The 21,892-nt window shown below is 64.2% G+C and carries 25 protein-coding genes; 16 read left to right on the forward strand and 9 right to left on the reverse strand.

Annotated elements, in window-relative coordinates; genetic code table 11:
• Positions 1-55 precede the first annotated feature (55 nt).
• The 4 genes from AB0O58_RS13925 (at position 56) to AB0O58_RS13940 (ending at position 4,930) form a co-directional block, all read left to right on the forward strand.
• Positions 56-1,273 carry an EAL domain-containing protein gene (locus AB0O58_RS13925; RefSeq protein WP_366238293.1) on the forward strand — a complete coding sequence of 406 codons (1,218 nt, stop codon included), beginning with the start codon at positions 56-58 and terminating at the stop codon, positions 1,271-1,273.
• Positions 1,274-1,360: 87 nt separating this feature from the next.
• Positions 1,361-2,905, forward strand: coding sequence for an alanine/glycine:cation symporter family protein (locus tag AB0O58_RS13930; protein ID WP_032372382.1), 1,545 nt, complete (start codon positions 1,361-1,363; stop codon positions 2,903-2,905).
• Between the two features lie 107 nt (positions 2,906-3,012).
• Positions 3,013-3,645, forward strand: coding sequence for a GyrI-like domain-containing protein (locus AB0O58_RS13935; RefSeq protein ID WP_032372383.1), 633 nt, complete (start codon positions 3,013-3,015; stop codon positions 3,643-3,645).
• Positions 3,646-3,658: 13 nt separating this feature from the next.
• Positions 3,659-4,930: an MFS transporter gene (locus tag AB0O58_RS13940; protein WP_032400829.1), complete on the forward strand. Its 1,272-nt coding sequence runs from the start codon at positions 3,659-3,661 to the stop codon at positions 4,928-4,930.
• A gap of 24 nt (positions 4,931-4,954) precedes the next feature.
• Here AB0O58_RS13940 and AB0O58_RS13945 read toward each other — a convergent pair whose 3' ends face one another.
• The 4 genes from AB0O58_RS13945 to AB0O58_RS13960 form a co-directional block, all read right to left on the reverse strand.
• Positions 4,955-5,374, reverse strand: coding sequence for a VOC family protein (locus AB0O58_RS13945; RefSeq protein WP_366238294.1), 420 nt, complete (start codon positions 5,372-5,374; stop codon positions 4,955-4,957).
• Positions 5,375-5,461: 87 nt separating this feature from the next.
• The gene (locus AB0O58_RS13950; RefSeq protein WP_366238295.1) at positions 5,462-5,773 is read right to left on the reverse strand and encodes a transcriptional regulator; all 312 of its coding nucleotides are present in this window, start codon (positions 5,771-5,773) and stop codon (positions 5,462-5,464) included.
• Positions 5,770-6,198, reverse strand: coding sequence for a hypothetical protein (locus AB0O58_RS13955; protein ID WP_366238296.1), 429 nt, complete (start codon positions 6,196-6,198; stop codon positions 5,770-5,772). The genes AB0O58_RS13950 and AB0O58_RS13955 overlap by 4 nt, the downstream gene beginning before the upstream one ends.
• A 48-nt stretch (positions 6,199-6,246) precedes the next feature.
• Entirely contained in the window at positions 6,247-6,549 is a 303-nt protein-coding gene (locus tag AB0O58_RS13960; RefSeq protein WP_032370584.1) for a hypothetical protein, read from the reverse strand.
• Positions 6,550-6,651: 102 nt separating this feature from the next.
• On the opposite strand from AB0O58_RS13960, the gene AB0O58_RS13965 reads away from it, so the two are divergent.
• Positions 6,652-7,215 carry a dihydrofolate reductase family protein gene (locus AB0O58_RS13965; protein ID WP_206497572.1) on the forward strand — a complete coding sequence of 188 codons (564 nt, stop codon included), beginning with the start codon at positions 6,652-6,654 and terminating at the stop codon, positions 7,213-7,215.
• 41 nt (positions 7,216-7,256) lie between these two features.
• Here AB0O58_RS13965 and AB0O58_RS13970 read toward each other — a convergent pair whose 3' ends face one another.
• Both AB0O58_RS13970 and car read right to left on the reverse strand, forming a co-directional pair.
• Positions 7,257-7,553 carry a DUF503 domain-containing protein gene (locus AB0O58_RS13970; RefSeq protein WP_027497180.1) on the reverse strand — a complete coding sequence of 99 codons (297 nt, stop codon included), beginning with the start codon at positions 7,551-7,553 and terminating at the stop codon, positions 7,257-7,259.
• Positions 7,554-7,625: 72 nt separating this feature from the next.
• Positions 7,626-11,171 carry a carboxylic acid reductase gene (gene car, locus AB0O58_RS13975; protein WP_366238297.1) on the reverse strand — a complete coding sequence of 1,182 codons (3,546 nt, stop codon included), beginning with the start codon at positions 11,169-11,171 and terminating at the stop codon, positions 7,626-7,628.
• 332 nt (positions 11,172-11,503) lie between these two features.
• Here car and AB0O58_RS13980 point away from each other — a divergent pair, with 332 nt between their 5' ends.
• Both AB0O58_RS13980 and AB0O58_RS13985 read left to right on the forward strand, forming a co-directional pair.
• The gene (locus AB0O58_RS13980; RefSeq protein ID WP_032388358.1) at positions 11,504-13,300 is read left to right on the forward strand and encodes an acyl-CoA dehydrogenase; all 1,797 of its coding nucleotides are present in this window, start codon (positions 11,504-11,506) and stop codon (positions 13,298-13,300) included.
• Positions 13,301-13,334: 34 nt separating this feature from the next.
• Positions 13,335-14,096, forward strand: coding sequence for a glucose 1-dehydrogenase (locus AB0O58_RS13985; protein ID WP_027497177.1), 762 nt, complete (start codon positions 13,335-13,337; stop codon positions 14,094-14,096).
• Here AB0O58_RS13985 and AB0O58_RS13990 read toward each other — a convergent pair.
• The 3 genes from AB0O58_RS13990 to AB0O58_RS14000 form a co-directional block, all read right to left on the reverse strand.
• Entirely contained in the window at positions 14,089-15,375 is a 1,287-nt protein-coding gene (locus AB0O58_RS13990; protein ID WP_366238298.1) for a cupin domain-containing protein, read from the reverse strand. The two genes, AB0O58_RS13985 and AB0O58_RS13990, sit on opposite strands and share 8 nt — an antisense overlap.
• Positions 15,372-15,626 (reverse strand): hypothetical protein, encoded by a 255-nt coding sequence (locus AB0O58_RS13995; protein WP_027497175.1) that lies wholly within the window; start codon positions 15,624-15,626, stop codon positions 15,372-15,374. Before AB0O58_RS13995 ends, AB0O58_RS13990 begins: the two co-directional genes overlap by 4 nt.
• 104 nt (positions 15,627-15,730) lie before the next feature.
• Positions 15,731-15,892, reverse strand: coding sequence for a hypothetical protein (locus AB0O58_RS14000; RefSeq protein WP_167328012.1), 162 nt, complete (start codon positions 15,890-15,892; stop codon positions 15,731-15,733).
• A 44-nt stretch (positions 15,893-15,936) separates the two neighbouring features.
• Between AB0O58_RS14000 and idi the strand changes: the two genes are divergently transcribed.
• From idi to AB0O58_RS14045, 9 genes are all read left to right on the forward strand, one after another.
• Positions 15,937-16,545: an isopentenyl-diphosphate Delta-isomerase gene (gene idi / locus AB0O58_RS14005; RefSeq protein WP_366238299.1), complete on the forward strand. Its 609-nt coding sequence runs from the start codon at positions 15,937-15,939 to the stop codon at positions 16,543-16,545.
• A 69-nt stretch (positions 16,546-16,614) separates the two neighbouring features.
• The gene (locus AB0O58_RS14010) at positions 16,615-17,196 is read left to right on the forward strand and encodes a CoA pyrophosphatase (RefSeq protein ID WP_080730213.1); all 582 of its coding nucleotides are present in this window, start codon (positions 16,615-16,617) and stop codon (positions 17,194-17,196) included.
• Between the two features lie 67 nt (positions 17,197-17,263).
• Positions 17,264-17,869 (forward strand): CDP-alcohol phosphatidyltransferase family protein, encoded by a 606-nt coding sequence (locus tag AB0O58_RS14015; protein WP_366238300.1) that lies wholly within the window; start codon positions 17,264-17,266, stop codon positions 17,867-17,869.
• A gap of 2 nt (positions 17,870-17,871) precedes the next feature.
• A complete protein-coding gene (locus tag AB0O58_RS14020; protein ID WP_366238301.1) occupies positions 17,872-18,726 on the forward strand; it encodes a DUF881 domain-containing protein in 855 nt (284 codons plus the stop codon).
• 56 nt (positions 18,727-18,782) lie between these two features.
• Positions 18,783-19,163: a small basic family protein gene (locus tag AB0O58_RS14025; protein WP_027497171.1), complete on the forward strand. Its 381-nt coding sequence runs from the start codon at positions 18,783-18,785 to the stop codon at positions 19,161-19,163.
• A gap of 3 nt (positions 19,164-19,166) precedes the next feature.
• Positions 19,167-19,898, forward strand: a complete 732-nt coding sequence (locus tag AB0O58_RS14030) for a DUF881 domain-containing protein (protein WP_063216679.1) — start codon at positions 19,167-19,169, stop codon at positions 19,896-19,898.
• A gap of 40 nt (positions 19,899-19,938) precedes the next feature.
• Complete coding sequence (gene gcvH, locus AB0O58_RS14035) at positions 19,939-20,343, forward strand: glycine cleavage system protein GcvH (protein WP_027497169.1); 405 nt, start codon at positions 19,939-19,941, stop codon at positions 20,341-20,343.
• 229 nt (positions 20,344-20,572) lie between these two features.
• Positions 20,573-21,070 carry a glycogen accumulation regulator GarA gene (garA, locus tag AB0O58_RS14040; RefSeq protein WP_027497168.1) on the forward strand — a complete coding sequence of 166 codons (498 nt, stop codon included), beginning with the start codon at positions 20,573-20,575 and terminating at the stop codon, positions 21,068-21,070.
• Positions 21,067-21,804: a MerR family transcriptional regulator gene (locus tag AB0O58_RS14045; protein ID WP_027497167.1), complete on the forward strand. Its 738-nt coding sequence runs from the start codon at positions 21,067-21,069 to the stop codon at positions 21,802-21,804. Before garA ends, AB0O58_RS14045 begins: the two co-directional genes overlap by 4 nt.
• Positions 21,805-21,892 lie beyond the last annotated feature (88 nt).

Raw genomic sequence — 21,892 nt, forward strand, 5'->3', positions numbered from 1 at the left:
TACCGAGGGAGGTCCGCCTGTGCATCGTGACGCCTCGCACGCGCAATTTTCGCCGATGACGATCGATATCACGTCGACCTACCAGCCGATCGTCGCGTTGGACGGCCGAGCTGTCGTGGGTTACGAAGCCCTGGTGCGGACCTGCGGCGACGCGCAAGCGATCTCGCCGCCGCAGCTGCTGCGCGAGGCGGCCGATCGAGGCGAGTCGGCCGAGTTCGACTGGCGGTGCAGACTCAGCGCCCTGAGCGGGGCCGTCGAAGCCGGTTTCCCCGAAGGACTCGCGTTGTTCGTCAACGCGGAACCCACAGCCCTGGACGCGCCACCTCCGAGAGAGTGCCTGCCATTGGTGGCCGAGGCATCTCGGTTGTCGATCATCGTCGAGATCACCGAGCGAGATCTGATGGGTGACCCCTCCGGGCTGCTGCGTGCGGTAGAGCATGCCCGCGACCTGGGATGGCGGGCCGCGCTCGACGATGTGGGTGCAGACTCGTCGAGTCTGGCACTGATTCCGCTGCTCCGGCCCGACGTGATCAAGCTGGATATGTCTCTCGTGCAGGGCCGTTCGAGCTATGCCACGGCGTCCGTGGTGTCCGCGGTCGCCGCAGAGGCCGAACGCAGCGGTGCGCTGGTGCTCGCCGAGGGAATCGAAACGGAGCGGCACGAAGCGACCGCGCACGACATGGGTGCGGTTCTCGGCCAGGGCTACCTGTACGGCGCCCCGACTCGTCTACCCACCTTCGGAGCCACCGGCGGTACGGCCAACACACTCGAGTTGGAGCCGGCAATAACCGTCCGGGCCCCTGTTGCCGTGACGCCGTACGGTCTGGTCCATCGATTCGGAACCCGTCGGCGCGCTGACGCACGGCTTCTCGACGACATCGAGAACGGTCTGCTTCGCAGTGTCTACGGCACCGGTGCGTCGACCGTCGTATTGGCGACGACGAACGCGTCGGCCGGGACGACCGCCGAGCGTGTCGCGTTGTTCGACGACCTCGCTGTGCGCACGTCTCTCGTGGCCGTCTTCGACTCGCGGCCGATGCCGGGTGAACATCGGTTTCGGACCGTTGCGGTCGGCGAGGACGAACCACTGGCGTCGGAGCGCTCGATTGTCATCGTGGCACCGATGTCTAGCGTTGCTCTCATCGCGGTGGAGAGCGGAACTGCCCACGACGGAAGCGTGTTGTACGACTACTGCCTGACCTACGACCGACACATGGTCCTCGATGCGGCGACGCTTCTGCTCCGCCGATTGCCCGCTCGGACCCGTGTATGAGCCACTACAAGTCAAGAATATGTAAATATTTGCCCGTTTTTCGATAAAGACCGTGACGTGTGCCCGGGATGATGTTGACTCGACGTCATGAGTTTTCACCGTCTCGCCATCGACTATTCGGCCGCGGACGGAGGCACGATCAGTTCTATCGAGACAGCGATCAACAATGCTTTCGATCCGATCTCCGCCGCTGTCTCCAGCTTCGTGTTCTTCACCGTGAACATCGGTGGTGCCGCAGTTCCACTGATCGTTCTGTGGCTGATTCTGGGTGCCGTCGTCTTCACCGTCACGTTCAAGTTCATTCAGTTCCGCGGTATCAAGCGATCTTTGATCCTGGTGAGCGGCAAAGAAGACGAAGCCGATGCACCAGGAGAAGTCAGCCACTTCCGGGCTCTCACGGCCGCAGTGTCCGGAACCGTGGGACTGGGGAACATTGCAGGTGTGGCGGTCGCAGTCACGCTGGGTGGACCAGGGGCGACCTTGTGGATGATCCTCGCCGGACTGCTGGGAATGGCCTCGAAGTTCGTCGAGTGCACCTTAGGCGTGAAATATCGGGATATCAACGAGGACGGCACCGTCTCGGGCGGGCCGATGAAGTACCTCACCAAGGGACTCGCCGAGCGAGGTCTTGCAAAGGTCGGGAAGGTGATGGCTGCCTTCTACGCCGTCATCATCACGTTCTTCGCCATCAGTGGCGGCAACATGTTTCAGGCCAATCAGACGTACGCGCAGGTCCGCTCGGTTACCGGTGGCGACGAAGGCTTCCTCGGTTCGGACGGTGCGAAGGCAGTGTTCGGACTCGTGATCGCACTCATCATCGGCCTGGTCATCATCGGCGGCATGAAGTCCATTTCGGCCGTCACCGCAAAACTCGTTCCTTCCATGGCGTTGGTCTATGTCGTCGCGTGCGGCGTCGTCATCGCCGTGAACTTCCGGTCCGTTCCGACGGCGTTCGGTGCCATCTTCGACGGCGCGTTCTCACCCGAGGGCGTGGCAGGCGGAGTACTCGGAGTGATGATCATCGGGTTCCAGCGCGCGGCCTTCTCCAACGAGGCCGGGTTGGGATCGGCTTCCATTGCTCACTCGGCCGTCAAGACCAGACATCCGGTCACCGAAGGATTCGTGGCAATGCTCGAGCCCTTCATCGACACTGTGGTCATCTGCACGGCAACGGCCCTGACCATCGTGATCGCCAATACTGTGTCCTGGCAGGACCAGCGCGCCATAGTTGCCGAAACCGGTGAGTTGCCGGCGGGCGGCGTCACGCTCACCTCCGACGCCTTCGAGACCGTCCTGCCGTGGTTCCCGTACGTACTCACTCTCGCTGTGGCACTGTTCGCGTTGTCCACGGCGATCACCTGGGCGTACTACGGACTACAGGCCTGGACATCGTTGTTCGGTCGCAGCCGGTTGTCGCGCAATTTCTTCAACCTCATGTTCTGCACCTTCACCGTCATCGGCACCGTCCTGTCGCTCGGCTCGGTGCTCGACTTCGCCGACGCCACGCTGTTCCTTCTGGCGTTGGTCAACATCTCGGGCCTCTACTTGCTGCTGCCGGTCGTCAAACGGGAACTGTCCGACTACATGGCAGTGCGTCGGGGCGAATCGAAGGCAGTCGACGCCGAGCTGTGACAGTGTCGGTCGACCGACCAACTGCTTCCGAACAGGAGAGCGTTCACCACGGCACCCCAGCCCGGAGTGGTCGGTACACTGACGCGCAGTCGGCAGGAGGTGAGGGCATGAAGACGGATTTCAAGAAGACCCTCGACTCGTATTCGGCACGGCGCAACGTGTTTCGAGTTCTGACCGTGCCACCGACGAAATACTTGATGATCGACGGCCACGGGGATCCGAACACCGCACCGGAATATGCCGATGCTGTATCCACCCTGTTCCCCGTTGCGTATCGGCTGAAATTCACCAGTAAGAACGACCTGGAGCGCGACTACGTCGTCCCACCGCTCGAAGCCTTGTGGTGGGCGCCGGACATGGCGGCCTTCACCACGCGCCGGGACAAGTCGAACTGGCTCTGGACTGTGATGATCATGGTGCCTGACTGGATCGACCACACGATGTTCGAGCACGCCGTACGGGTCGACGCATCCGAGAACCGTTCGGACCGACGTGACGGAATGCGCCTCGACACCCTCGACGAGGGCCTGTGCGTGCAAACTCTGCACACCGGTTCCTACGACGACGAGGCCGCCGTGCTCGACGAGATGCACCACCGCTACATCCCGCAGGCCGGGCTGACGATGACCGGCCGTCATCACGAGATCTACCTCAGTGACCCACGACGGGTCGAACCGGCGAAGCTGCGCACCATTCTTCGGCAACCGGTGCGGTACTCGGCGGACGAGGCCTCGCTCTGACACGATGACCGGCATGACCAATGCGGTGCGTCCGGCGTCGTTCACCGTCGGCACCCTCACGTTGCTCGGGGCCCTGTACTTCGCTCAGGGGCTGCCGTTCGGCTTCTTCACGCAGGCCCTGCCCGTCGTCCTTCGAGAGTCGGGCTTCTCGTTGGTGAAAATCAGTGCAACCGGGGTGTTGTTTCTGCCGTGGGCGCTGAAATTTCTGTGGGCACCGTACGTCGATCGTTACGGGTCGAGGCGGCGGTGGCTTCTGTCCTTACAGGTGTCCGCCGCGCTGGTGGCGCTCGCACTGTCTTTTCTCGATTTGTCGTCGACGTTGCGCTGGCTGTTCGTCGGAATCTTTGTCATCAACGCGCTGTCGGCCACCCAGGACATCGCAACGGATGGGATAGCGGTTCGCACGTTGACGGTGGCGCAACGCGGCCTGGGTAACGGTCTGCAAGTGGGCGCGTACCGGGTAGGTATGGTGTGCGGCGGGGGAGTGCTGTTGTGGCTGTTCACCTTTGCGGGATGGCAGGTGCTCTTCGTTGCGATGGCATTGCTGATCCTGTTGGCGACGGCCCCGGTCTGGTTCATGAACAGGCAACTGGCCGCGGCAGACGTGGACACCGACCGGCAGCCCGAGTCCGAGGGCCCGGCGCGACTCTCTGTGGCCTGGTGGTCCCGATTGCGCAGGCCTGGCATGGTCGCGTTCATCCTTCTCATCGTCGGCTTCAAATTCGGAAACTCGATGGGCTCGGCGCTGGTCGGCCCGTTCCTTTCGGACAACGGACTGACCTTGACTCAGATCGCCCTGGTCGAGGGCGGCCTGTCGTCGGTGGCAGCACTCGGAGGTGCTGCGCTCGGCGCGTGGTTGTCCTTTCGCTTCGGACGTCGTCAGGCTCTGCTGGTCGGCGGAATCGCCCAAACTCTCAGTCTTGCGTTGTATGTAGTGGCATCGTTCGGCATCGGCGGGTTTCCGCTCCTGGTCGCGGCCAACGTCACCGAACACGTGCTGGGCGGCGCTGCAACCGTTGCCGTTTTCGCACTGATGATGGACGCATCGGAAAAACGTTATGCAGGAAGCGATTACACACTGATGGCCTGCGCAATCGTCTTTGCGCAGGGTGCGTCCGGACTTACGGCGGGCGTGATCGGCGACGTGTTCGGTTACACCGCGTTGTTCGGTTCCGCACTGGTGCTGTCCGCGGTCGGTTGCGCGGTGCTGATCGTGGCGCTCGACAGGGGCTGGGGGCCCGTCGGGCTGCACGAGGTCATCTCAGTCGAATCTCGCAGCCACTGAAGGCGCCCACTGCTCCTCCGTCGCTCAGCTTTCGGCGACCGAGCCGGAGATGTTCACCATCCACTGCACACCGAACTTGTCGGTGAGCATGCCGAATGTGTCACCCCACGGTGCTGCGTCGAGACCCATAGTGAATTGTGCGTCGACGGCCAGCGCGTTCCAGTAGCCCGTCAATTCCTCGTGCTCGGTACCGAAGAGCGAGACGCTCATCGTGTTTCCGGGTGTGTGTTCCATCGACGGCGGGGTGTCGGCCCCCATCAGTGTGAATCCGCTGGGAGTTGTCAACTGGCCGTGCATGATCAGGTTCTTCTCGGATGGATCGTCGGTGGCCTGGCCCTCGCCGAACGTGGTCAGCGTGAGCTCTCCACCGAAGACCGTCCTGTAGAACTCCATAGCGGTGCGCGCATTGTCACGGAACGACAGGTACGGACTGAGTGTGGGCATGGCGGGACTCCTTCTCGAATCGAACGACCGGTGCGGGCTGCATCGGCTTCATCCGTCGAAAAAGTAGACACGAAGCTGGGGGAGAACTCACCGCCCAGGCTCGGATGGGCTCGCCTCGGCCTCGGCGAGAATGGCGCGGAGGGCAGCCACATGGCGGCGGTAGGCGTTTTTTCCCTCCCTAGTCAGCGACAGCCACATCCGCCGCGAGTCGGTGCGTGATCTCTGCTGATCCACGTAGCCGGCGTCGACCAGGGCCGCCACCTGCTTGCTCAGCGCGGATGCGCTCAATCCACTGTGTTCCTTCACGACGGCGAGCTCGAGCGTCGTACCGGCCGCCAGCAGCGCGCAGATCCGCAGCCGGTTCGCCGGATGAATGATCGGATCCAGATCGTCCGTCATCGGTGTGTGCTCCGGTAGTGAGCGATCGAACCGAACGAGTAGGTCGCCGTCGCTGCTGCAGCGAGGAGCACCAACGCCCAGCTCGGCAGGGATGGCTGTGCGAATGCGAGTGCTACCACCACGAAAGCAACGGACAGTGCGACCGACGCCAAAAATCCACGGCTGGTAGGCAGCGCCCACGGTGTGCCCATTCGGTACCCGGTGATCACGTTCGTTGCCACAATGGCCGCGGCCAGAATCAGCAGGGCGACAGTGCGGTGGGAGTCGGTGAGCAGTGGCGTGAGTGTCAACGCCCCGATGAGCACTGCGTTGACGGCGTACAACCAGGCCGGCCACGGAGTGTCGCGCACGGCGCGTTGCACGCGGTCGATGTCGTCGAGAGTCGTTCGAGCTTCGGACGAGGTGGGCTTATCGATGCTTTCCATATCGGAAACCATATTGGATAGTTTCCGATATGGCAACGAATTGTGTGATCAGTTCTCGAGATCGGTATCGGTCGGCCGCGGCACCTCGGCCTCCCAGCGGGCCCGTCGCTCGTCCGGGGATTGTTCCCACCACGGCGTACCTCGTTCTCCCAGGGCGACTTTGGCGGCCTGAACGCCCGCGCGAGACTCTGTGGCACCGGAGGTGCGTTTGACGTCTCTGCGCCACGCCATGAGGATCGAGCGCAATTCGGCGTTGCGATCCTCGGGAATGTCGGGATCGGTCGCGCGCCACCGTCGACCTTTGATGACGACATAGTGACCGTCTTCGGTGCGTTCCACTTGCTCGGCCATGAGACCACCTTGCCACCCGACACTGCCTGTCGTCGGTTCGACGCGTGGTTTACGATTCCGGCACCTGTTCCGCTTCTGCCTCACACCGAACCGAGGATTGCCATGCGCACCGTGATCGTGACCGCGTTCGTTTCGCTCGACGGCGTCATGGAGGGGCCGGGTGGGGAAGTCGGCTACCGCAACGCGGGGTGGACGTTCAAGGACATCGAGTTCGATCCAGCGGCGTACGAGATCAAGGGCCGCGAGCAGGACGAGGCCACGGCCATGCTGCTGGGGCGTACCTCCTACGAGGCGTTCGCTCCCGTGTGGCCCACGATGGACGATTTCGCCGGATACAACTCGATGCCCAGATACGTGGTGTCGACGACATTGGAGCGCAGCGACGACCGTTGGCCGGCAACCATTCTGCGCAGCATCGACGACGTCGCCGAACTCCGGGAGACCGAAGGCGGGCCGATCTCGGTGCACGGTAGCGCGACGCTGGGTCGTAGCCTCGCCGATGCCGGTCTCGTCGACCGCTACCACCTGTTGGTCTTCCCGATGCTGCTCGGCGCGGGCAAGCGGCTGTTCAGCTCCAGCGACAAGGCCACGATTCACCTGGATCTGGTGGAGCACGAGGTGTACGGCAACGGCATCCAGAAGCAGGTGTTCGACGTCCGTCGATGACCGTAACCGTCGATGACCCGGATTCGTCGACAGCGCGCGATTCAGATGTCGTCGCTCTTCAGGGTGCGCCGCCGAACGGCTACGAGGTGAAGCTCCGGTCGGGACGCCGCCATCCGCTCGACCCGGTCGAGGATGTCGGTCACGTGGTCGAGGTCGCCGGCTACCACCGACGCTCCGATTTCGGCCCGTCTGTGCAGGTCGCGATGGTCGGTTTCGGCGACCGACACCGCGAATTTTCGATGCAGCTCCGAGATCACGGGCCGAATCACCGAGCGCTTCTCCTTCAGGGAGTGCACGTCGCCCAACAAAAAATCCAGTTCTATCCATCCGATCCACATAGGCTTACGACTGTACCGCGGTAGTGGGCGGGGCTACCCGGTGCGAGCCGAAGGGCCCGCACCAGGTAGCGGTCAGCTCTTGGCCACCAGGCCGAGTGCTACCAGATCGGCCAGATACTTCTCGATCAGTTCTCGCCCCAGGTGTGGGATATCGCCGACAGCCGACGCGAATTCGTCTGCCGGCAGGATTGCTCCCGACGACGGGTGCTGGGGATGCGCGTAGGAGTGGATCAGCGGCAACAACGAGTGTGACCGTTGTTTCTCCGGTAGTTCCTGAACTGCCGCGCTGAACCTTTCGAACCAGTCGTCGTAATCGTCGACGATCTCGATGGTGCAGCCCGCGTCACGTAACCAATCGACGAACGTATCCAACGATATGTCGTCGTCGTGGGGGTTCAAGATGTCGAAGGTTCGGTAGCCTGCCACGTCGTCGCCCGCGATCGAGGTGATGGCCGCTGCACTGAAGTCCGCAGGCAATCCGTCGTAGTGAGCCAGTGGCCTGCCCTGCTCGTCGGTGGGCGCTCCGGTGTCGGTGGCATAGAAGCTTCTCGGTGCCAGCCCGGTTGCGACCACCGACAGGATCAGGCGCGTGAATACGTCGGGCACGTTCAGCTGACCGGACCATCTGCTGTGGGCGAGGATCATGTCGGACCGGAAGACCGAAACGGGCAGCGAGTACTCGTCGAAAGCGTTGCGCAACAACACTTCGCCCGCCCACTTGGAGTTTCCGTAACCGTTGGCGTACGACTCGTCGACTGCTCGTTGCGGACTGTCCACCCGAATGTCACCGTTCTCGTGGAAGTCGTCGACACCGACGGCAACCGCGACCGTCGACAGGTAGGTCACCGGCTTGATGTGGTCGGTCAAGGCCAACCGGATCACCTCGGCCGTTCCGACGACGTTCGGTCCGAAGAGGTGCTCGTACGGCAGCGCGTGATTGACCAGTGCTGCCGGGTGCACGACGCGGTCCACGCGGCGGGAAAGTTCTTCCCAGACAACGTCGGTCAACCCGAACCGGGGAGTGCCCAGATCGCCTGCAATCACGTCGAGTGAGGCGTCGGCCAACGCGCGGTATCGATCGGACAACGTCGCGTCCCCGCTGTCGAAGGCGGCGTCGAGCCGAGCGCGGGCATCGGCATCGGAGCGTCCGCGCACCAGGCAGATGACTCTTCCGCCGGCGGCTGCCATCTTCTCGAGCCATTCGAGGCACAGAAACCTGCCCAGGTAGCCGTTCGCTCCCGTCAGCAGCACGGTGTTCGTTACCGGCCGAGGGCCTGGAATTCGATGAGCGGCATCGAGCAGTGAGGCGTCCAGAAATGCCGACAGTGGCAGATCCGATGCGTGCGCGACGGAAGCGTCGCGTCCGTGAACCGACGCGAATGTCGCTGTGTCGGAATCGTTGTCGATCGCGGACGTGATGTAGTCGGCAAGAGCCGCCAAGTCCATGGCGGGTCCGGTGATCACCCCGACCGGGACGTCGACGTCGTAGATGTCGCGCAGCAATGTGGAAAACGTCAACGCCGACAACGAGTCACCACCGAGATCGGTGAAGTGGGCATCGGGCCGGATGTCTGCGCCCGAACAGCCGAGTAGAGCCTGGGCGGCGTCCCCGACCGTGACGAGCACGGGTGCCTGGGCACCGGAACGCCGGAGCTCACGCAGTCGATCGGTCTGCCCCGATTCGAGTTCTGCGTAGCGACGCTCGAGTTCGTCGCCGTACCGCTCGACGAGTTTGGGACGCAATTGCTTTCCGGCACCCGACAGCAAACCGTTGTCCTGAGTGAAGGGCTCGCGTTCGAGCACGACCTCGCGAGGTATCTCGTACGAATTCAGCGACTCCGTGCGAGCGATCCGCTGTAGCGACTCCATGATCGCGCCCGCAGTCGAGTTCGCGTGGGCAGGAACGACGATCGCCAACAGATACGACCGCTGGCTGTTGCCGTACAGGAAGATCTGGTCCACCAGCTCGCTCGTACCGAACACCGCTTCCAGGCGCGCCAACGCGACGAATTCGCCCTGGGCCAACTTCAGCACGTTCTTGCGACGATCCACGTATGCGAGCCGGTCCGGTTCCAGCTCGGCCACGACATCGCCGGTGCGGTAGAACCCGTCCGAATCGAAGACGTCTGCGGTCACATCGGGCCGCTTGTAGTAGCCGGGGATGATCGACGTCGTCTTGAGTAGGAGCTCACCACGTGGATGGGGAGTGTCGGTGGAGAAATAGCCGAGTTCGGGCACGTCGTCCAACTTGTATTCGAGAACCGGTGGCCGCGCGACAATCCCGTCGAGAAGTACCATTCCGGCTTCGGTCGAGCCGTAATTGTCGCGAACCCGAACGTCGAGCAAGTCGGTCACGAAATCCTTGACCTCGGCGGCGATGGGTGCGGTGCCCACCATTGCAGCCAGGATTCGTCCACCGAACTGCTCGGACCGCACGCGCTCGAGCACGCCTCGCGAAATCTGCTCGTGTTCGCCCGCATCGGTACCGTCGACCGCACGATCGATTTCGGCGAGCACGGTGTGGCGAATCATCTCGCACACCCGCGGAATCAACAACGCCAGCGTGGGGCGCGCCAGAGCGAAGTCCTCGAACAACGTGGACAGGTCGCTGGAGCCGGCGAAATGAACCGTGCCGCCCGCCGCCAGAGTCGAGAAAACGAGCCCGCGGCCCGCAAGGTGGCTCATCGGTAGGTAGTCGAGAGTGATGACGGGAAAAGCCGGCTCGTCGACACCCTCGGACGAGGCACCCGTCCGATGCCAGGCCCCGGTCCACGCACCGGACACGATCTGCTCGGTATGCATCGCCCCTTTCGGAGTACCGGTGCTGCCGGAGGTGTAGATCAGTGCGGCGAGGCGCTCGGGATCCTCGACGTCGAACAACGGCACCTGGGGGAGTCGGGAACCCTCGTCCACCAGTTCGGTGAGCGGTCGAACAGCAATGCCGGACCCGTGGACACCCTCGCGCGCGGACGTCAGCGCGCGGGTGTCGGCATCGATTCGGTCGTCGTAGTCGAGTACGACCACTGTGCGGATCGACCGGCAGTGACCGGCGACCTCCATCGCGACGGCGAGGTTGTCCACGTCGGAGGCCAGGACCACCGGCTCGACCTCGTCGACGATGGCCCTCAGTTGACCCGCGGTGGCTCCGGCCTGAAGTGGAACTGCGACTGCGCCAACACGGATTGTGGCCAGTTCGGTGATCACGTAGTCGATGCCGGCGAAACCGAGCGTGGCCACGAAGTCGCCCGCAGCGATGCCGCCGTCGTCGTGACCGAGGGCGGACGCCAAGGCTCCCGCGTCGGCCCAGGCCTGCCCGTAGGTCACCGTGTCGAATCGGGGGAGCAAGCGAGCGGTAGTGCTGCCGTCGGTGTCCTCGATCGTGCGCGCGCGGCGTCCCAGGGCGGGGCGGTCGGCGTACCTGGTCATGATCTCGGCAACCACGCGAGCGAGGTTGGGTGCCAGTTCACGAGCCGCGTCGGCAACCGACCGATCCGGCTCGGCAGCCCGGAACTCCGGATCGCTGTCGTGAAGATGCTGGAAACGGTCTCGTTGGCGGATGTCTCGATCGTGTTCGCTGTCGACGGCCACTGTGCTTTTCATGGCAATTGTTCGGGTCATGCTTCGCTCCCCTCCACGATGCACCGGACGACGCCGGATCATCGTGCTCGTACGTCGAATATCGTTATCAAAGGTAAGTATATGCCCGTGGCCGAGTAGGTAATCGTGACGCTGCTCATAGTCCAATTGGCCGGAAATGTCTGTGTTTCAACCTTTCTCGCGTACTGCTATGCCGGGCAACCGTCGTGTATCCGGGCGGCGTAGGTACTCGATGTGGACGACCGAACTCGACTTGTATGGTGAGTTGCACGTCACGTGCGACGCGGTTGCCGCTCCCTCGTAGAGCTCACGCCGTCGGCTCACGCGTCACCCCTCTCGATCGGAGCAGCGAAATGTCGGACGTTCTCTCACGCCGCGACCTGGATTTTCTGTTGTACGAATGGCTCGATGTGGTTGCGTTGACGGAGCGGCCACGTTTTGCGGAACACTCGCGCGAAACGTTCGATGCGGTACTGGACCTGAGCGCAGACATCGCCCACAAGCATTTCGCCCCGCACAACAAGAAGGCCGATGCACACGAGCCCACCATGAACAGGGATGGTGCGGTGGAGCTGATCCCCGAGGTGAAGGCCGCTCTCGACGTGTACCGCGACGCGGGGTTGATGGCCGGGCAGTTCGACGAATCGATCGGCGGTATGCAGTTGCCCGCCACCGTCTCTCGTGCTGCCATGGCGTTCTTCCAGGCTGCAAATGCTGGAACGTCGTCTTATCCGTTCCTGACGATGGCCAACGCCAATCTGATCGCCACCTACGGCAGCCCGGAGCAGGTGCGCGACTACGTGCGGCCCATGATCGACGGGCGTTGGTTCGGCACCATGTGCTTGTCCGAACCGCAGGCCGGGTCGTCGCTGGCGGACATCACCACGAAGGCTGTGCCGCAGGACGACGGCAGCTACCGGCTCACCGGTACCAAGATGTGGATCTCCGGTGGAGATCACGAACTGACCGAGAACATCGTGCACCTGGTTCTGGCGAAGACGCCGGGTGGACCTCCCGGCGTCAAAGGGATCTCGCTGTTCATCGTTCCCAAGTTCCTGCCGAACGGTGAGGGCGGCATCGCCGAACGTAACGACATCGTGCTGACCGGGCTCAATCACAAGATGGGCAACCGCGGTACCACCAACACTCTGCTCGCGTTCGGCGACGGAACCCATTCTCCCGGTGGGAAAGCCGGGGCAGTCGGCTATCTCGTCGCCGAGGAGAACCGTGGTCTGTCGTACATGTTCCACATGATGAACGAGGCCCGGATCGGCGTCGGATTCCTGGCGATCGCACTCGGCTACGTCGGCTACCTGAAGTCCGTCGAGTACGCGAAGACGCGCACCCAGGGACGGCCACTGGGAGCCAAGGATCCTGCCGCGCCTCCGGTCGCTTTGATCGAGCACGCCGACGTGCGCCGAATGTTGTTGGCGCAGAAGTCGTATGTCGAGGGGGCATTGGCCCTCGGGCTCTACTGCTCGCGTTTGGTGGACCACCAGGATTCGGCATCGGACGCCGCCGACGCAGCTCGATCGACACTGTTGCTCGACGTACTGACACCGATCGCCAAGAGTTGGCCCTCGCAGTGGTGTCTCGAGGCCAACAGTCTTGCCATTCAGGTGCACGGGGGTTACGGCTACACCCGCGACTACGACGTGGAACAGCACTACCGCGACAACCGGCTCAACCCCATTCACGAAGGTACACACGGCATTCAGGGCTTGGACCTACTCGGCCGCAAGGTCGTCATGCAGAACGGTGCCGGGTTGGCGCTGCTCGCCGAGCGAATCGCCGAGACCGTGACGCGAGCATCGACTCACGGGGGAGCGGCCGAGCAGTACGGCACCGAGCTGAACAACAGGTTCTCGAGGATCGTCGAGGTCACCGCCGCAGTCTGGGGTACCGGTGACGCCGCCGTGGCGTTGGCGAATTCCACGGCCTACCTCGAGGCAATGGGCCACACGGTCATCGCGTGGATGTGGCTCGAGCAGCTGCTTGCCGTGGGAGACCGAATCGGAGACTTCTACGACGGAAAGCGCTCTGCTGCACGGTACTTCTTCGTCTACGAGCTACCGAAGGTCGATGCACAGCTCGATCTGCTGGCGCTTCTCGATCGAACGACCCTCGATATGTCACCCGCCTGGTTCTGAGCACGAGACACCCGATACAAGGAGATTTCAGAACATGTCGATCTTGGACAAATTCCGCCTCGACGGCCGCGTCGTCATCGTCACGGGCGCATCGTCCGGTTTGGGAGTGTCTTTCGCGAAAGCGGCGGCCGAGGCCGGAGCCGACGTGGTGCTGGCCGCCCGTCGCGTCGACAAGTTGGCACAGACTGCCGCACTGATCGACAGCGTCGGTGGGCGTTCGCTGAGCGTGGCAACCGATGTGGTCGATCCCGACCAGTGCACGGCCATGGTCGAGGCCGCCGTCGCCGAGTTCGGCAAGGTGGACGTGCTGATCAACAACGCCGGCGTCGGCACGGCGTACCCCGCCACCCGTGAGACTCCCGAGCAGTTCCGCTCTGTCATCGACATCAACCTGAACGGCTCCTACTGGGCCGCTCAGGCGTGTGGACGGGTGATGCAGCCCGGAAGCTCGATCGTGAACATATCCAGCATTCTGGGGCTCACCACCGCCGGTCTGCCTCAGGCTGCCTACAGTGCCAGCAAGGCGGCCATCGTCGGTCTCACTCGTGACCTCGCGCAACAGTGGGGCGCTCGAAAAGGCATCCGCGTCAACGCTATTGCGCCTGGTTTCTTCGAGAGCGAGATGACCGATTCCTACCAGCCGGGATACCTCGAGGCATTGGCTCCCCGAATGATCCTCGGACGCAAGGGTGACCCCGAAGAATTGGCCGCCACCGCGGTCTGGCTCGCCTCCGACGCGGGCGGATACGTGACGGGCCAGACCATCGCAGTGGACGGCGGCGTGACCATCACCTGATGGTCGGGCTCGCCATCACTCGATGGCGGTGACTGCGATGCCTTCGCGCACGAGCCTGCGACCGACCACGACAGCATCGTCGGTGTCGAGGCCGGGCAGAGAATCCAACCGGCACGGCGATCCTTCGAGCAACAATTCGAGGGCATCGGCGCACTGAGGCGGCATCGACACGGTTTTGTCGCGCAGCACGACAGCCGCGGACTCGGGGGGTTCGCACCACTCGCGCGATCACCCCGGCCCTGAGCCGAATCGAGTCCTGACCTCGCAGCGCGCCCATCTGGGCAACACTGCGAACGGGGCGCACCGGTTCGGGTCGAACCAGCTCGTCGTACCGACTCGCAACACGCTCGGTGATCCGATGCAGCGCCTCGGGATCTCGATCCAACTTGTCGAGAGCTCGGCGCATGTCGCCGAGCACGCGGCGTACGTGGGGGAGAACGGACTCGGAGTCGGTCGGGTCCCATCCGGCCGGCAACGGTGCGCGCAGTCCCTCGACGTCCTGAAGAGCACCGAGGGTGTGATGGGCGATGTCGTAATCGTTGAACGACGCGACGCCTATCGTCAGATGCACCGTCGTCTCGCCCAGGGCCTGCGCCGAATGGATCCAGCCGCGCGGGAGATACAGAACGTCACCGGGATCGAGCACGATGTCCAACTCCGGGGAGTCGTCGGCGTGAGTTTCCACTGCTGCTCGTCGATCCGACCACGGCTGATTGTTCAGTGGATGGCGATGCACCGGCGAGTGAATCGTCCACCGCTTACTACCGGCGATCTGCACGACGAACACGTCGTGAACATCGTAATGCGGCGAAAAGCCCTGGGACGCAGCCGGAGTGACGTAGGAATTGACCTGTACCGGGTGGCCGAGTTCGCGAACGAGCTCGCCGGTGAAAGCAATCAAGGGCGGCCACAGGCGATGCAGGCCCTGCAGCACCAGAGTGTTGCCGGCCGCGAAGGCCGACAGAACCGCCGCGGAATCGACCTGGTCGGTGATCTCGGCGCCGAACCCTCCGGACCCCGTGAACTTGTTCTTCTCCAGCAGGCGGCCGTCCTTGGCCATCCGCACGAACGGGGTGCGTACGCCGCGCTCGGCGATCAACTCGTCGACCGCGTCGACCGTCATCAGATCCTCGAACGATCCGGACAGTTCGGCAGATCGGGTGAACTTGGGTGCTGTGCCCCAGTGACGCTCCGCGAAAGTGGCGGCGTCGATTCCGGTGAGACGACGAAGCGCGGACCGGTTGCCCGGTCCGCGCTCGTCGTTCGACTCGATGATCAAGCGGAACCGTCCGCACCGCCGTCGTGTCCGCCGGGGTTGGATCCGCCGTCGGCCGGGCCTTCTCCACCCGCTGGGCCGTCGGCTCCGCCGTCGTGTCCGTCAGGATTCGATCCGCCGTCAGCGGGTCCTTCGCCTGCTCCGGCCGGGCCGTCTGCTCCGCCGTCGTGTCCGCCAGGATTGGATCCGCCGTCGGCGGGTCCTTCGCCTGCAGATCCGCCTGAGGTGGTGATGTCGTCGTCGTTGATGCTCATCGAGGTCCTTCCGTTGATGGAGGTTCGTGCTCTCGCGCAGCGCGAGAACATCGGGGGTATTGACGCAATCTCTGTGATTCAAACAGCGACGGCACCGGGAAATATCACTCCTGATCGTCGGCGATCTCCGGGGCGTTCTCTCGTGTCGCCATCCCACCGCCGCCTCCGCCGTCCACCGGTCCGGGTCGGCCGCCCTTGGGGGAGTCCGCCGTGTCGTGTTCGGTCGAGGTGCCGCCGTCTGTCTTGTCCTTGTCGTCCTGTCCCATGGTTCGACACTAGACCGGCCGTCCGTCCGTGGGAGCATGGAACGATGGATCGATCCCCTGCGCAGCACGTGGTGCTGCTCGACGACGAAGGCCGCGCCGTCGGCACCCAGGACAAGACCACGGTGCACACCGAACAGACCCCGCTGCACCTGGCGTTCTCCAGCTACGTGGTGCGTGAGGACGGTGCCGTGTTGCTCACGCGACGGGCGTCGAGCAAGACGACGTGGCCCGGCGTGTTGACGAACAGTTGTTGTGGACATCCTGCACCCGGCGAGGACCTGGAGTCGGCAGTGCTCCGGCGCATCGGCGAAGAGCTGGGTCTGCAGGCCCGGTCCGCGGAACTGGTGCTGCCGCATTTTCGGTACCGCGCTGTGATGGACAACGGGATAGTCGAGAACGAGATCTGCCCCGTCTACCGAGTGACGGTCGGCGACGACGCGACACTCGACCCGGATCCTGACGAGGTCGACGAAACGCGATGGGTGTCCTGGGCCGAATTCTCGGCCGACGTGCTCGCGAACCGAATCGATGTATCGCCTTGGTGTCGAACACAAGTGGAGCAGTTGGCCGGGTTGGCCGAGCATGCACTGGCCTGGCCCGCGTCCGCCGACGAGCTCCTTCCTCCGGCCGCGCGTCTCGCGGATCCCGCGTGACGGCAATCGAATCGGTGGGTACTCATGGCGCGTAGCGACGAGTCGAGCGACTGCCTCGGCCGCGACTCGATGGAGCGCGCACTCGGCCACTTCGAGTTTCGGACAGCCGATGCCGACGGTCTGCGCCACGCAGCTGTTGCTCTGGCGGTCGGCGGGGAGCGCGGAGACCGTCGCCTGCTGTTGACCAGACGGCCGAGCCGATTGCGCGCTCACCCGGGTCAGTACGCGCTACCTGGTGGCGGAGTCGATCCGGGCGAAACCCCGGCACAGGCCTGCCTGCGTGAACTCCAGGAAGAGTTGGGCATTCGCACCGACCCCGGGGAGGTACTCGGGCGCCTCGACGATTACGTCACCCGTTCGGGATACGTCATCACACCGTTCGTGGTGTGGGTGGGTGAGTACTCGTCGTCGCTGCAGCCCAGTGCCGACGAGGTGGCCGAAGTGTTCGAGGTGACCGAGGCCGAACTCGATGTCGATGCGGAATTCGTCACGATCCCCGAGTCGCCCCGACCCGTGATTCGGTGGCCGTTCCGAACCGGTGCCATCCATGCTCCCACGGGTGCGATCGTGCACCAGTTTCGTGAAGTGGTCCTTCGCGGTCGACACACCCGGGTCGCGGACTTCGAGCAGCCGGTGTTCGCGTGGCGCTAACGTGGCCTCGAACCGTCGGTGCGCTCGCGCCGGCTGCCACGACGCCAGAGGCGACAGGAGGTGAGCGGTGACGGACAAGAGCGAACTCGAGGTAACGGATCGGATCGCAACTGTTCCCAACCTGCTCAGTGCCGTGCGACTCGCCGGCGTTCCGCTGTTCTTGTTTCTTCTTCTCGGCCCCCAGGCAGACGGCTGGGCGCTGGTCATTCTGCTCGTCAGCGGCGGCACCGACTGGCTCGACGGAAAACTCGCGCGTTTGCTCGGGCAGTCGTCGCGGCTGGGGGCGATTCTCGACCCGCTCGTCGATCGCCTGTACGTCGTCAGCACGCTGGTCGGATTCGTGGTGCGCGGCATCATCCCGTGGTGGGTCGCTGCCATCCTGATCGGGCGAGACGCGGTTCTCGGCCTGACCATGTTCGTCTACCGACGTCGCTCCCTCCCGCCTCCGGACGTGATCTATCTCGGGAAGGCAGCCACGTTCGTGGTCATGATCGCGCTGCCGGTGCTGTTGGTCTCCGTGGGCACCGGTTCCGTGGCCCACGCCGCTGGGCCCCTCGGTTACGCGCTCCTGATCTGGGGGACGGTGCTGTACACGTGGACCGGTGCGTTGTACCTCGGCAAGGCAGTGGCCGTCGCGCGAGCGATCGCGCCCACCTCCGCACCGGGCAGGTGACGGTGCAGCCACCAGCACGACCGAAGAGGAACCCGACTCCGTCACTGCTCACATCGCTGTTGACGGATCACCTCGATCCGGGTTACGCAGCCGCCGCCGTCGAACGGTCGGCGCACCACGTGCGTAACCCGAGGGTGCCGCCTGTCCTCTGGCTGATCACCGGTGCCGTCGCTGTCGGAGTGGTCTTCGGGGTCGCGATGTCACAGCTGGCCTCGGATGCGGCGGATATCGACCGGGCCAGCGCCGACGCCTCTGCTGCAGTGCGTGCTGCCCAGGAGCGTGAGGCCGAACTGGACGTCACGAGGGATGAACTCGCAGCGCAAGTATCGACCGAGCGTGATCGCGCGCTCCAGTCCGATGCTGCCGGGAGCGAGCTTCTGGACCGTCTCGATGCGGTCGAGTCGGCTGCCGGTATCGACTCGGTGACCGGTCCCGGCTTGTCGGTCGTCGTGACAGAACCTGCCGCAGGCGGTGCATCCGACAGATCGGTCCGTACCGGGTCCGGCGCAACCGTTCTCGACCGCGACATCGCTGCCGTCGTCAACTCTTTGTGGGCCAGCGGCGCCGAAGCGGTATCCGTCGACGGCAATCGAGTCGGGCCGAACGTGACGATCAGACAGGCAGGCGGCGCGATGCTGCTCGACAATCGCCCGATCACCTCGCCCTACGACATCGATGCGATCGGTCCACCGCAGCGCATTCAGGTGCAGTTCGCCGTCAGCGATGCATACCTGCGCATGAGCACGGTCGCTCAGCTCTACGGTGTCGGTTTCTCGGTACGGCCTGCCACCGATCTCGAGTTCGGGCCGGCCGTCGCCAGGGAGTCGTTCGAGGCGAAGGAGGTGGCCCCACGATGACGGCGAGTGACGTCCCGGACGTCGAGGCATCCGACTCCGGCAGCCCCGGTCCCGAGGTGCCCGGCGGCACCGAGCCCGCCGCCACCGGCCGCGCCGGATTCGCGCTCGCAGCATTGGTCGCGCTCGTCGTCGGAGTCGTGATCGGTCTCGTCGCCGGGCCTCGAGTTCCAGCAGTCGTCGCCCCATACCTGCCGATCGCCGTCGTGGCCGCTATCGATGCAGTGTTCGGCGGCGTGCGCGCCTTTCTCGACGGCATTTTCGACGCCAAGGTGTTCGTCGTGTCCTTCGTCTTCAACGTCCTCGTCGCGGCGCTCATCGTGTGGCTCGGCGATCAGCTCGGAGTCGGAACGCAACTGTCCACCGCCATCGTCGTCGTGCTCGGAATACGTATCTTCGGCAACGCCGCTGCGTTGCGCCGACGGCTTTTCGGTGCCTGACCGATGAACGCAGGCCCCGGACGGCACGGTCGGCGCACCCGACGTGGACAGCGCACGTGGTTCGGCATTCTCGCTCTCGTGTTGATGTGTGCCCTCGGAATCGGAATCGCGACACAGGTGCGGGAAACGAGCACGTCGGGCAATCTGGAGAACTCGCGGCCCGAGGACCTTTTGGTGGTGTTGGACTCCCTGACGCGACGCGAGGCGTCGATCCGCGACGAGATCAGCGCGCTTCAAGGCACGCTCGCCACCCTCCGGCAGTCCGGTTCCGGGTCGGACGCCGCGGTGGCGGAAGCCCAGGAAAGATTGTCCGCGTTGTCCATTCAGATCGGCACCGTGGCGGCCCGAGGACCCGGCGTCACGTTGACGATCGACGACACCGACGCCGGCGTCGGAGCAGAGGTTCTGCTCGACGCGTTGCAGGAGCTGCGGGCCGCCGGTGCCGAGGCGTTGCAGATCAACGGTGGTGGGGTCGCCGTCCGCATCGGTGTGGATTCGTGGATGGCCGGACCGGCCGGCCGAGTCGTGGTGGACGGCCGAGAACTACGCGCTCCCTACACCTTCACTGCCATCGGAGATCCGGCGACTCTGGAAGCTGCACTGAACATTCCGGGAGGGGTGATCGACACGGTCGCCCGCAACGGGGCGAGCTCGCGAGTCGAGCGATCGGACCAGGTCACGGTCTCCGCCTTGCGGGATCCGCGCCCACGTCAATACGCTCAGCCCGGAAACTGATCGCCCGCTCGCCCCGGGCACGATGGAAGGGAATGCCGCGTTGAGCGACATCGACACACCAGCTGATCTGCTTTACACCCCCGAGCACGAGTGGGTGCAGCGGACGGGGCCTGCGACGGTTCGAATCGGTATCACCGACTACGCCCAGACTCAGTTGGGCGACGTCGTGTTCGTTCAGCTTCCGGCGATCGGTGACAGCGTCACCGCGGGCGAGTCTCTCGGTGAAGTGGAATCGACCAAGAGCGTGTCCGACGTGTTCAGTCCTCTCACGGCCAAAGTCGTTGCCGTGAACGAAGATCTGGATTCCGAACCCGAGAAGGTGAACTCCGGACCGTACACCGGCGGGTGGCTGATCGAGCTCGAGGTCGCATCCTCGGAGGCATTGGACGCGGCGCTGGCACCGATGCTCGATGCCGCCGGATATGCTCTCATCACAGCTGAGTGACGAAGGGCCGTACACACCGGCCAACCGACCACAGGTCCTCGGCGCGCAGGGTACGGTCGACACCGAGCGAACAGCCTGTCGGGGCGAAGGTCGCGCATGGTGAGTGGTCCGCCACGCACCGAGGAACCGAAACGCACCACCGAACGCCAGCAGAACCAGAAGTGAAGACCATGTACTGCGTTACCCGAGGTGATCGTTGCCCGGGTCAACGGACTGAGAAGGAGTAACGGTGAGCCAGAACGACAACGACAGCAACTACGGGGAGTCGCCGGCCGAGACCACCTCGGTCTTCCGCGCCGATTTCCTCCAGGAGCTGGACAACTCCGCTACCGCCCAGAGCACCGAAGCTCCGGTATCGGGTGTCGAGGGCTTGCCTGTCGGAGCTGCCCTGCTCGTCGTCAAGCGTGGTCCCAACGCCGGATCCCGATTCCTGCTCGACCAGCCGACCACGTCGGCCGGTCGTCACCCCGACAGCGACATCTTCCTCGACGACGTCACCGTGAGCCGTCGACATGCAGAGTTCCGCCAGGACGAGGACGACTTCCAGGTCGTCGACGTGGGCAGCCTCAACGGCACCTACGTCAACCGTGAGCCGGTCGACTCCGCCGTGCTCGCCAACGGTGACGAGGTGCAGATCGGCAAGTTCCGTCTGGTCTTCCTCACCGGGCCGCGTGGCGGCAATGGATCTGCAGTCGGCGAGTCGTCTGCGGGTGCAGGAAGCCAGTGACCGCCGTCGGGCAGCAGTCCAGCGGGGGGATGTCGATTGGCTCCGTCCTCGATCGACTCCGGCCCGACTTTCCCGACGTGACTATCTCGAAGATCAGATTCCTCGAAGCCGAGGGTCTGATCTCTCCGGAGCGCACTCCGTCGGGCTATCGGCGTTTCTCGATCGCGGACTGCGAACGGCTGCGGTTCGTGCTCACCGCTCAGCGTGATCAGTACCTGCCGCTGAAGGTGATCAAGGAACAACTCGAAGCGATCGACCACGGCGTTGCAACCGTCGAGAGAGCAGACGCCTCGGTCAAGCGCCCACGGTCGTTGACGATCGCGGCCGGTGAAGTCTCGCCGGAGGAGTTCCTGCCCGATCGCGAGGTCCGCATCAGCAAGGCAGATCTACTGGCTCAGGCCGGCATCGACGACGCCTTCCTGACCGAGTTGCTGCGCAGCGGTCTGATCACTCCCGGGCAGGCCGGGTTCTACGACGACGGTGCCGTCACGCTCGCTCGTACCGCGCACGCGATGTTGCAGTTCGGGCTCGAGGTTCGTCACCTCCGTGCGTTCAAGCTCGCGGCGGACCGCGAAGCGGGTCTCGTCGCTCAGATCGCCGGGCCGGTCGCCAAGGGGCGCGATGCCGGTGCACGTGATCGTGCCGAAGAGATGATCCGGGAATTGGCAGCTCTGTCGTTGACCTTGCATACGTGTCTGGTCAAAGCAGCGGTGCGTGGTGCGCTCGACCGGTGAGGTTCGCTCGCGCCGGTTCGGATTCCAATAGACTCGGTTCTGGTGAGCTGGACCAGCGACGACCAGCGAAGATTTCTCGAGGTGTGAG

Origin of the sequence: Rhodococcus sp. NPDC080181 (genome assembly GCF_040702225.1) — a bacterium.
In the GTDB taxonomy this organism is placed as follows: Bacteria; Actinomycetota; Actinomycetes; order Mycobacteriales; family Mycobacteriaceae; genus Rhodococcoides; species Rhodococcoides fascians.

Bases quoted from the DNA above. Each gene is read 5' to 3' on its own strand.
- AB0O58_RS13930 (WP_032372382.1), top strand. From the start codon at position 1,361: ATGAGTTTTCACCGTCTCGCCATCGACTATTCGGCCGCGGACGGAGGC.
- AB0O58_RS13935 (WP_032372383.1), top strand. From the start codon at position 3,013: ATGAAGACGGATTTCAAGAAGACCCTCGACTCGTATTCGGCACGGCGC.
- AB0O58_RS14030 (WP_063216679.1), top strand. From the start codon at position 19,167: ATGAACGCAGGCCCCGGACGGCACGGTCGGCGCACCCGACGTGGACAG.
- AB0O58_RS13960 (WP_032370584.1), bottom strand. From the start codon at position 6,549: ATGGCCGAGCAAGTGGAACGCACCGAAGACGGTCACTATGTCGTCATC.
- AB0O58_RS13955 (WP_366238296.1), bottom strand. From the start codon at position 6,198: ATGGAAAGCATCGATAAGCCCACCTCGTCCGAAGCTCGAACGACTCTC.
- AB0O58_RS13925 (WP_366238293.1), top strand. From the start codon at position 56: ATGACGATCGATATCACGTCGACCTACCAGCCGATCGTCGCGTTGGAC.
- idi (WP_366238299.1), top strand. From the start codon at position 15,937: ATGGATCGATCCCCTGCGCAGCACGTGGTGCTGCTCGACGACGAAGGC.
- AB0O58_RS13995 (WP_027497175.1), bottom strand. From the start codon at position 15,626: ATGAGCATCAACGACGACGACATCACCACCTCAGGCGGATCTGCAGGC.
- car (WP_366238297.1), bottom strand. From the start codon at position 11,171: ATGACCCGAACAATTGCCATGAAAAGCACAGTGGCCGTCGACAGCGAA.
- AB0O58_RS13945 (WP_366238294.1), bottom strand. From the start codon at position 5,374: ATGCCCACACTCAGTCCGTACCTGTCGTTCCGTGACAATGCGCGCACC.
- AB0O58_RS13940 (WP_032400829.1), top strand. From the start codon at position 3,659: ATGACCAATGCGGTGCGTCCGGCGTCGTTCACCGTCGGCACCCTCACG.
- AB0O58_RS14000 (WP_167328012.1), bottom strand. From the start codon at position 15,892: ATGGGACAGGACGACAAGGACAAGACAGACGGCGGCACCTCGACCGAA.
- AB0O58_RS13970 (WP_027497180.1), bottom strand. From the start codon at position 7,553: ATGTGGATCGGATGGATAGAACTGGATTTTTTGTTGGGCGACGTGCAC.
- AB0O58_RS13965 (WP_206497572.1), top strand. From the start codon at position 6,652: ATGCGCACCGTGATCGTGACCGCGTTCGTTTCGCTCGACGGCGTCATG.
- AB0O58_RS13950 (WP_366238295.1), bottom strand. From the start codon at position 5,773: ATGACGGACGATCTGGATCCGATCATTCATCCGGCGAACCGGCTGCGG.
- AB0O58_RS13985 (WP_027497177.1), top strand. From the start codon at position 13,335: ATGTCGATCTTGGACAAATTCCGCCTCGACGGCCGCGTCGTCATCGTC.
- AB0O58_RS13980 (WP_032388358.1), top strand. From the start codon at position 11,504: ATGTCGGACGTTCTCTCACGCCGCGACCTGGATTTTCTGTTGTACGAA.
- AB0O58_RS14010 (WP_080730213.1), top strand. From the start codon at position 16,615: ATGGAGCGCGCACTCGGCCACTTCGAGTTTCGGACAGCCGATGCCGAC.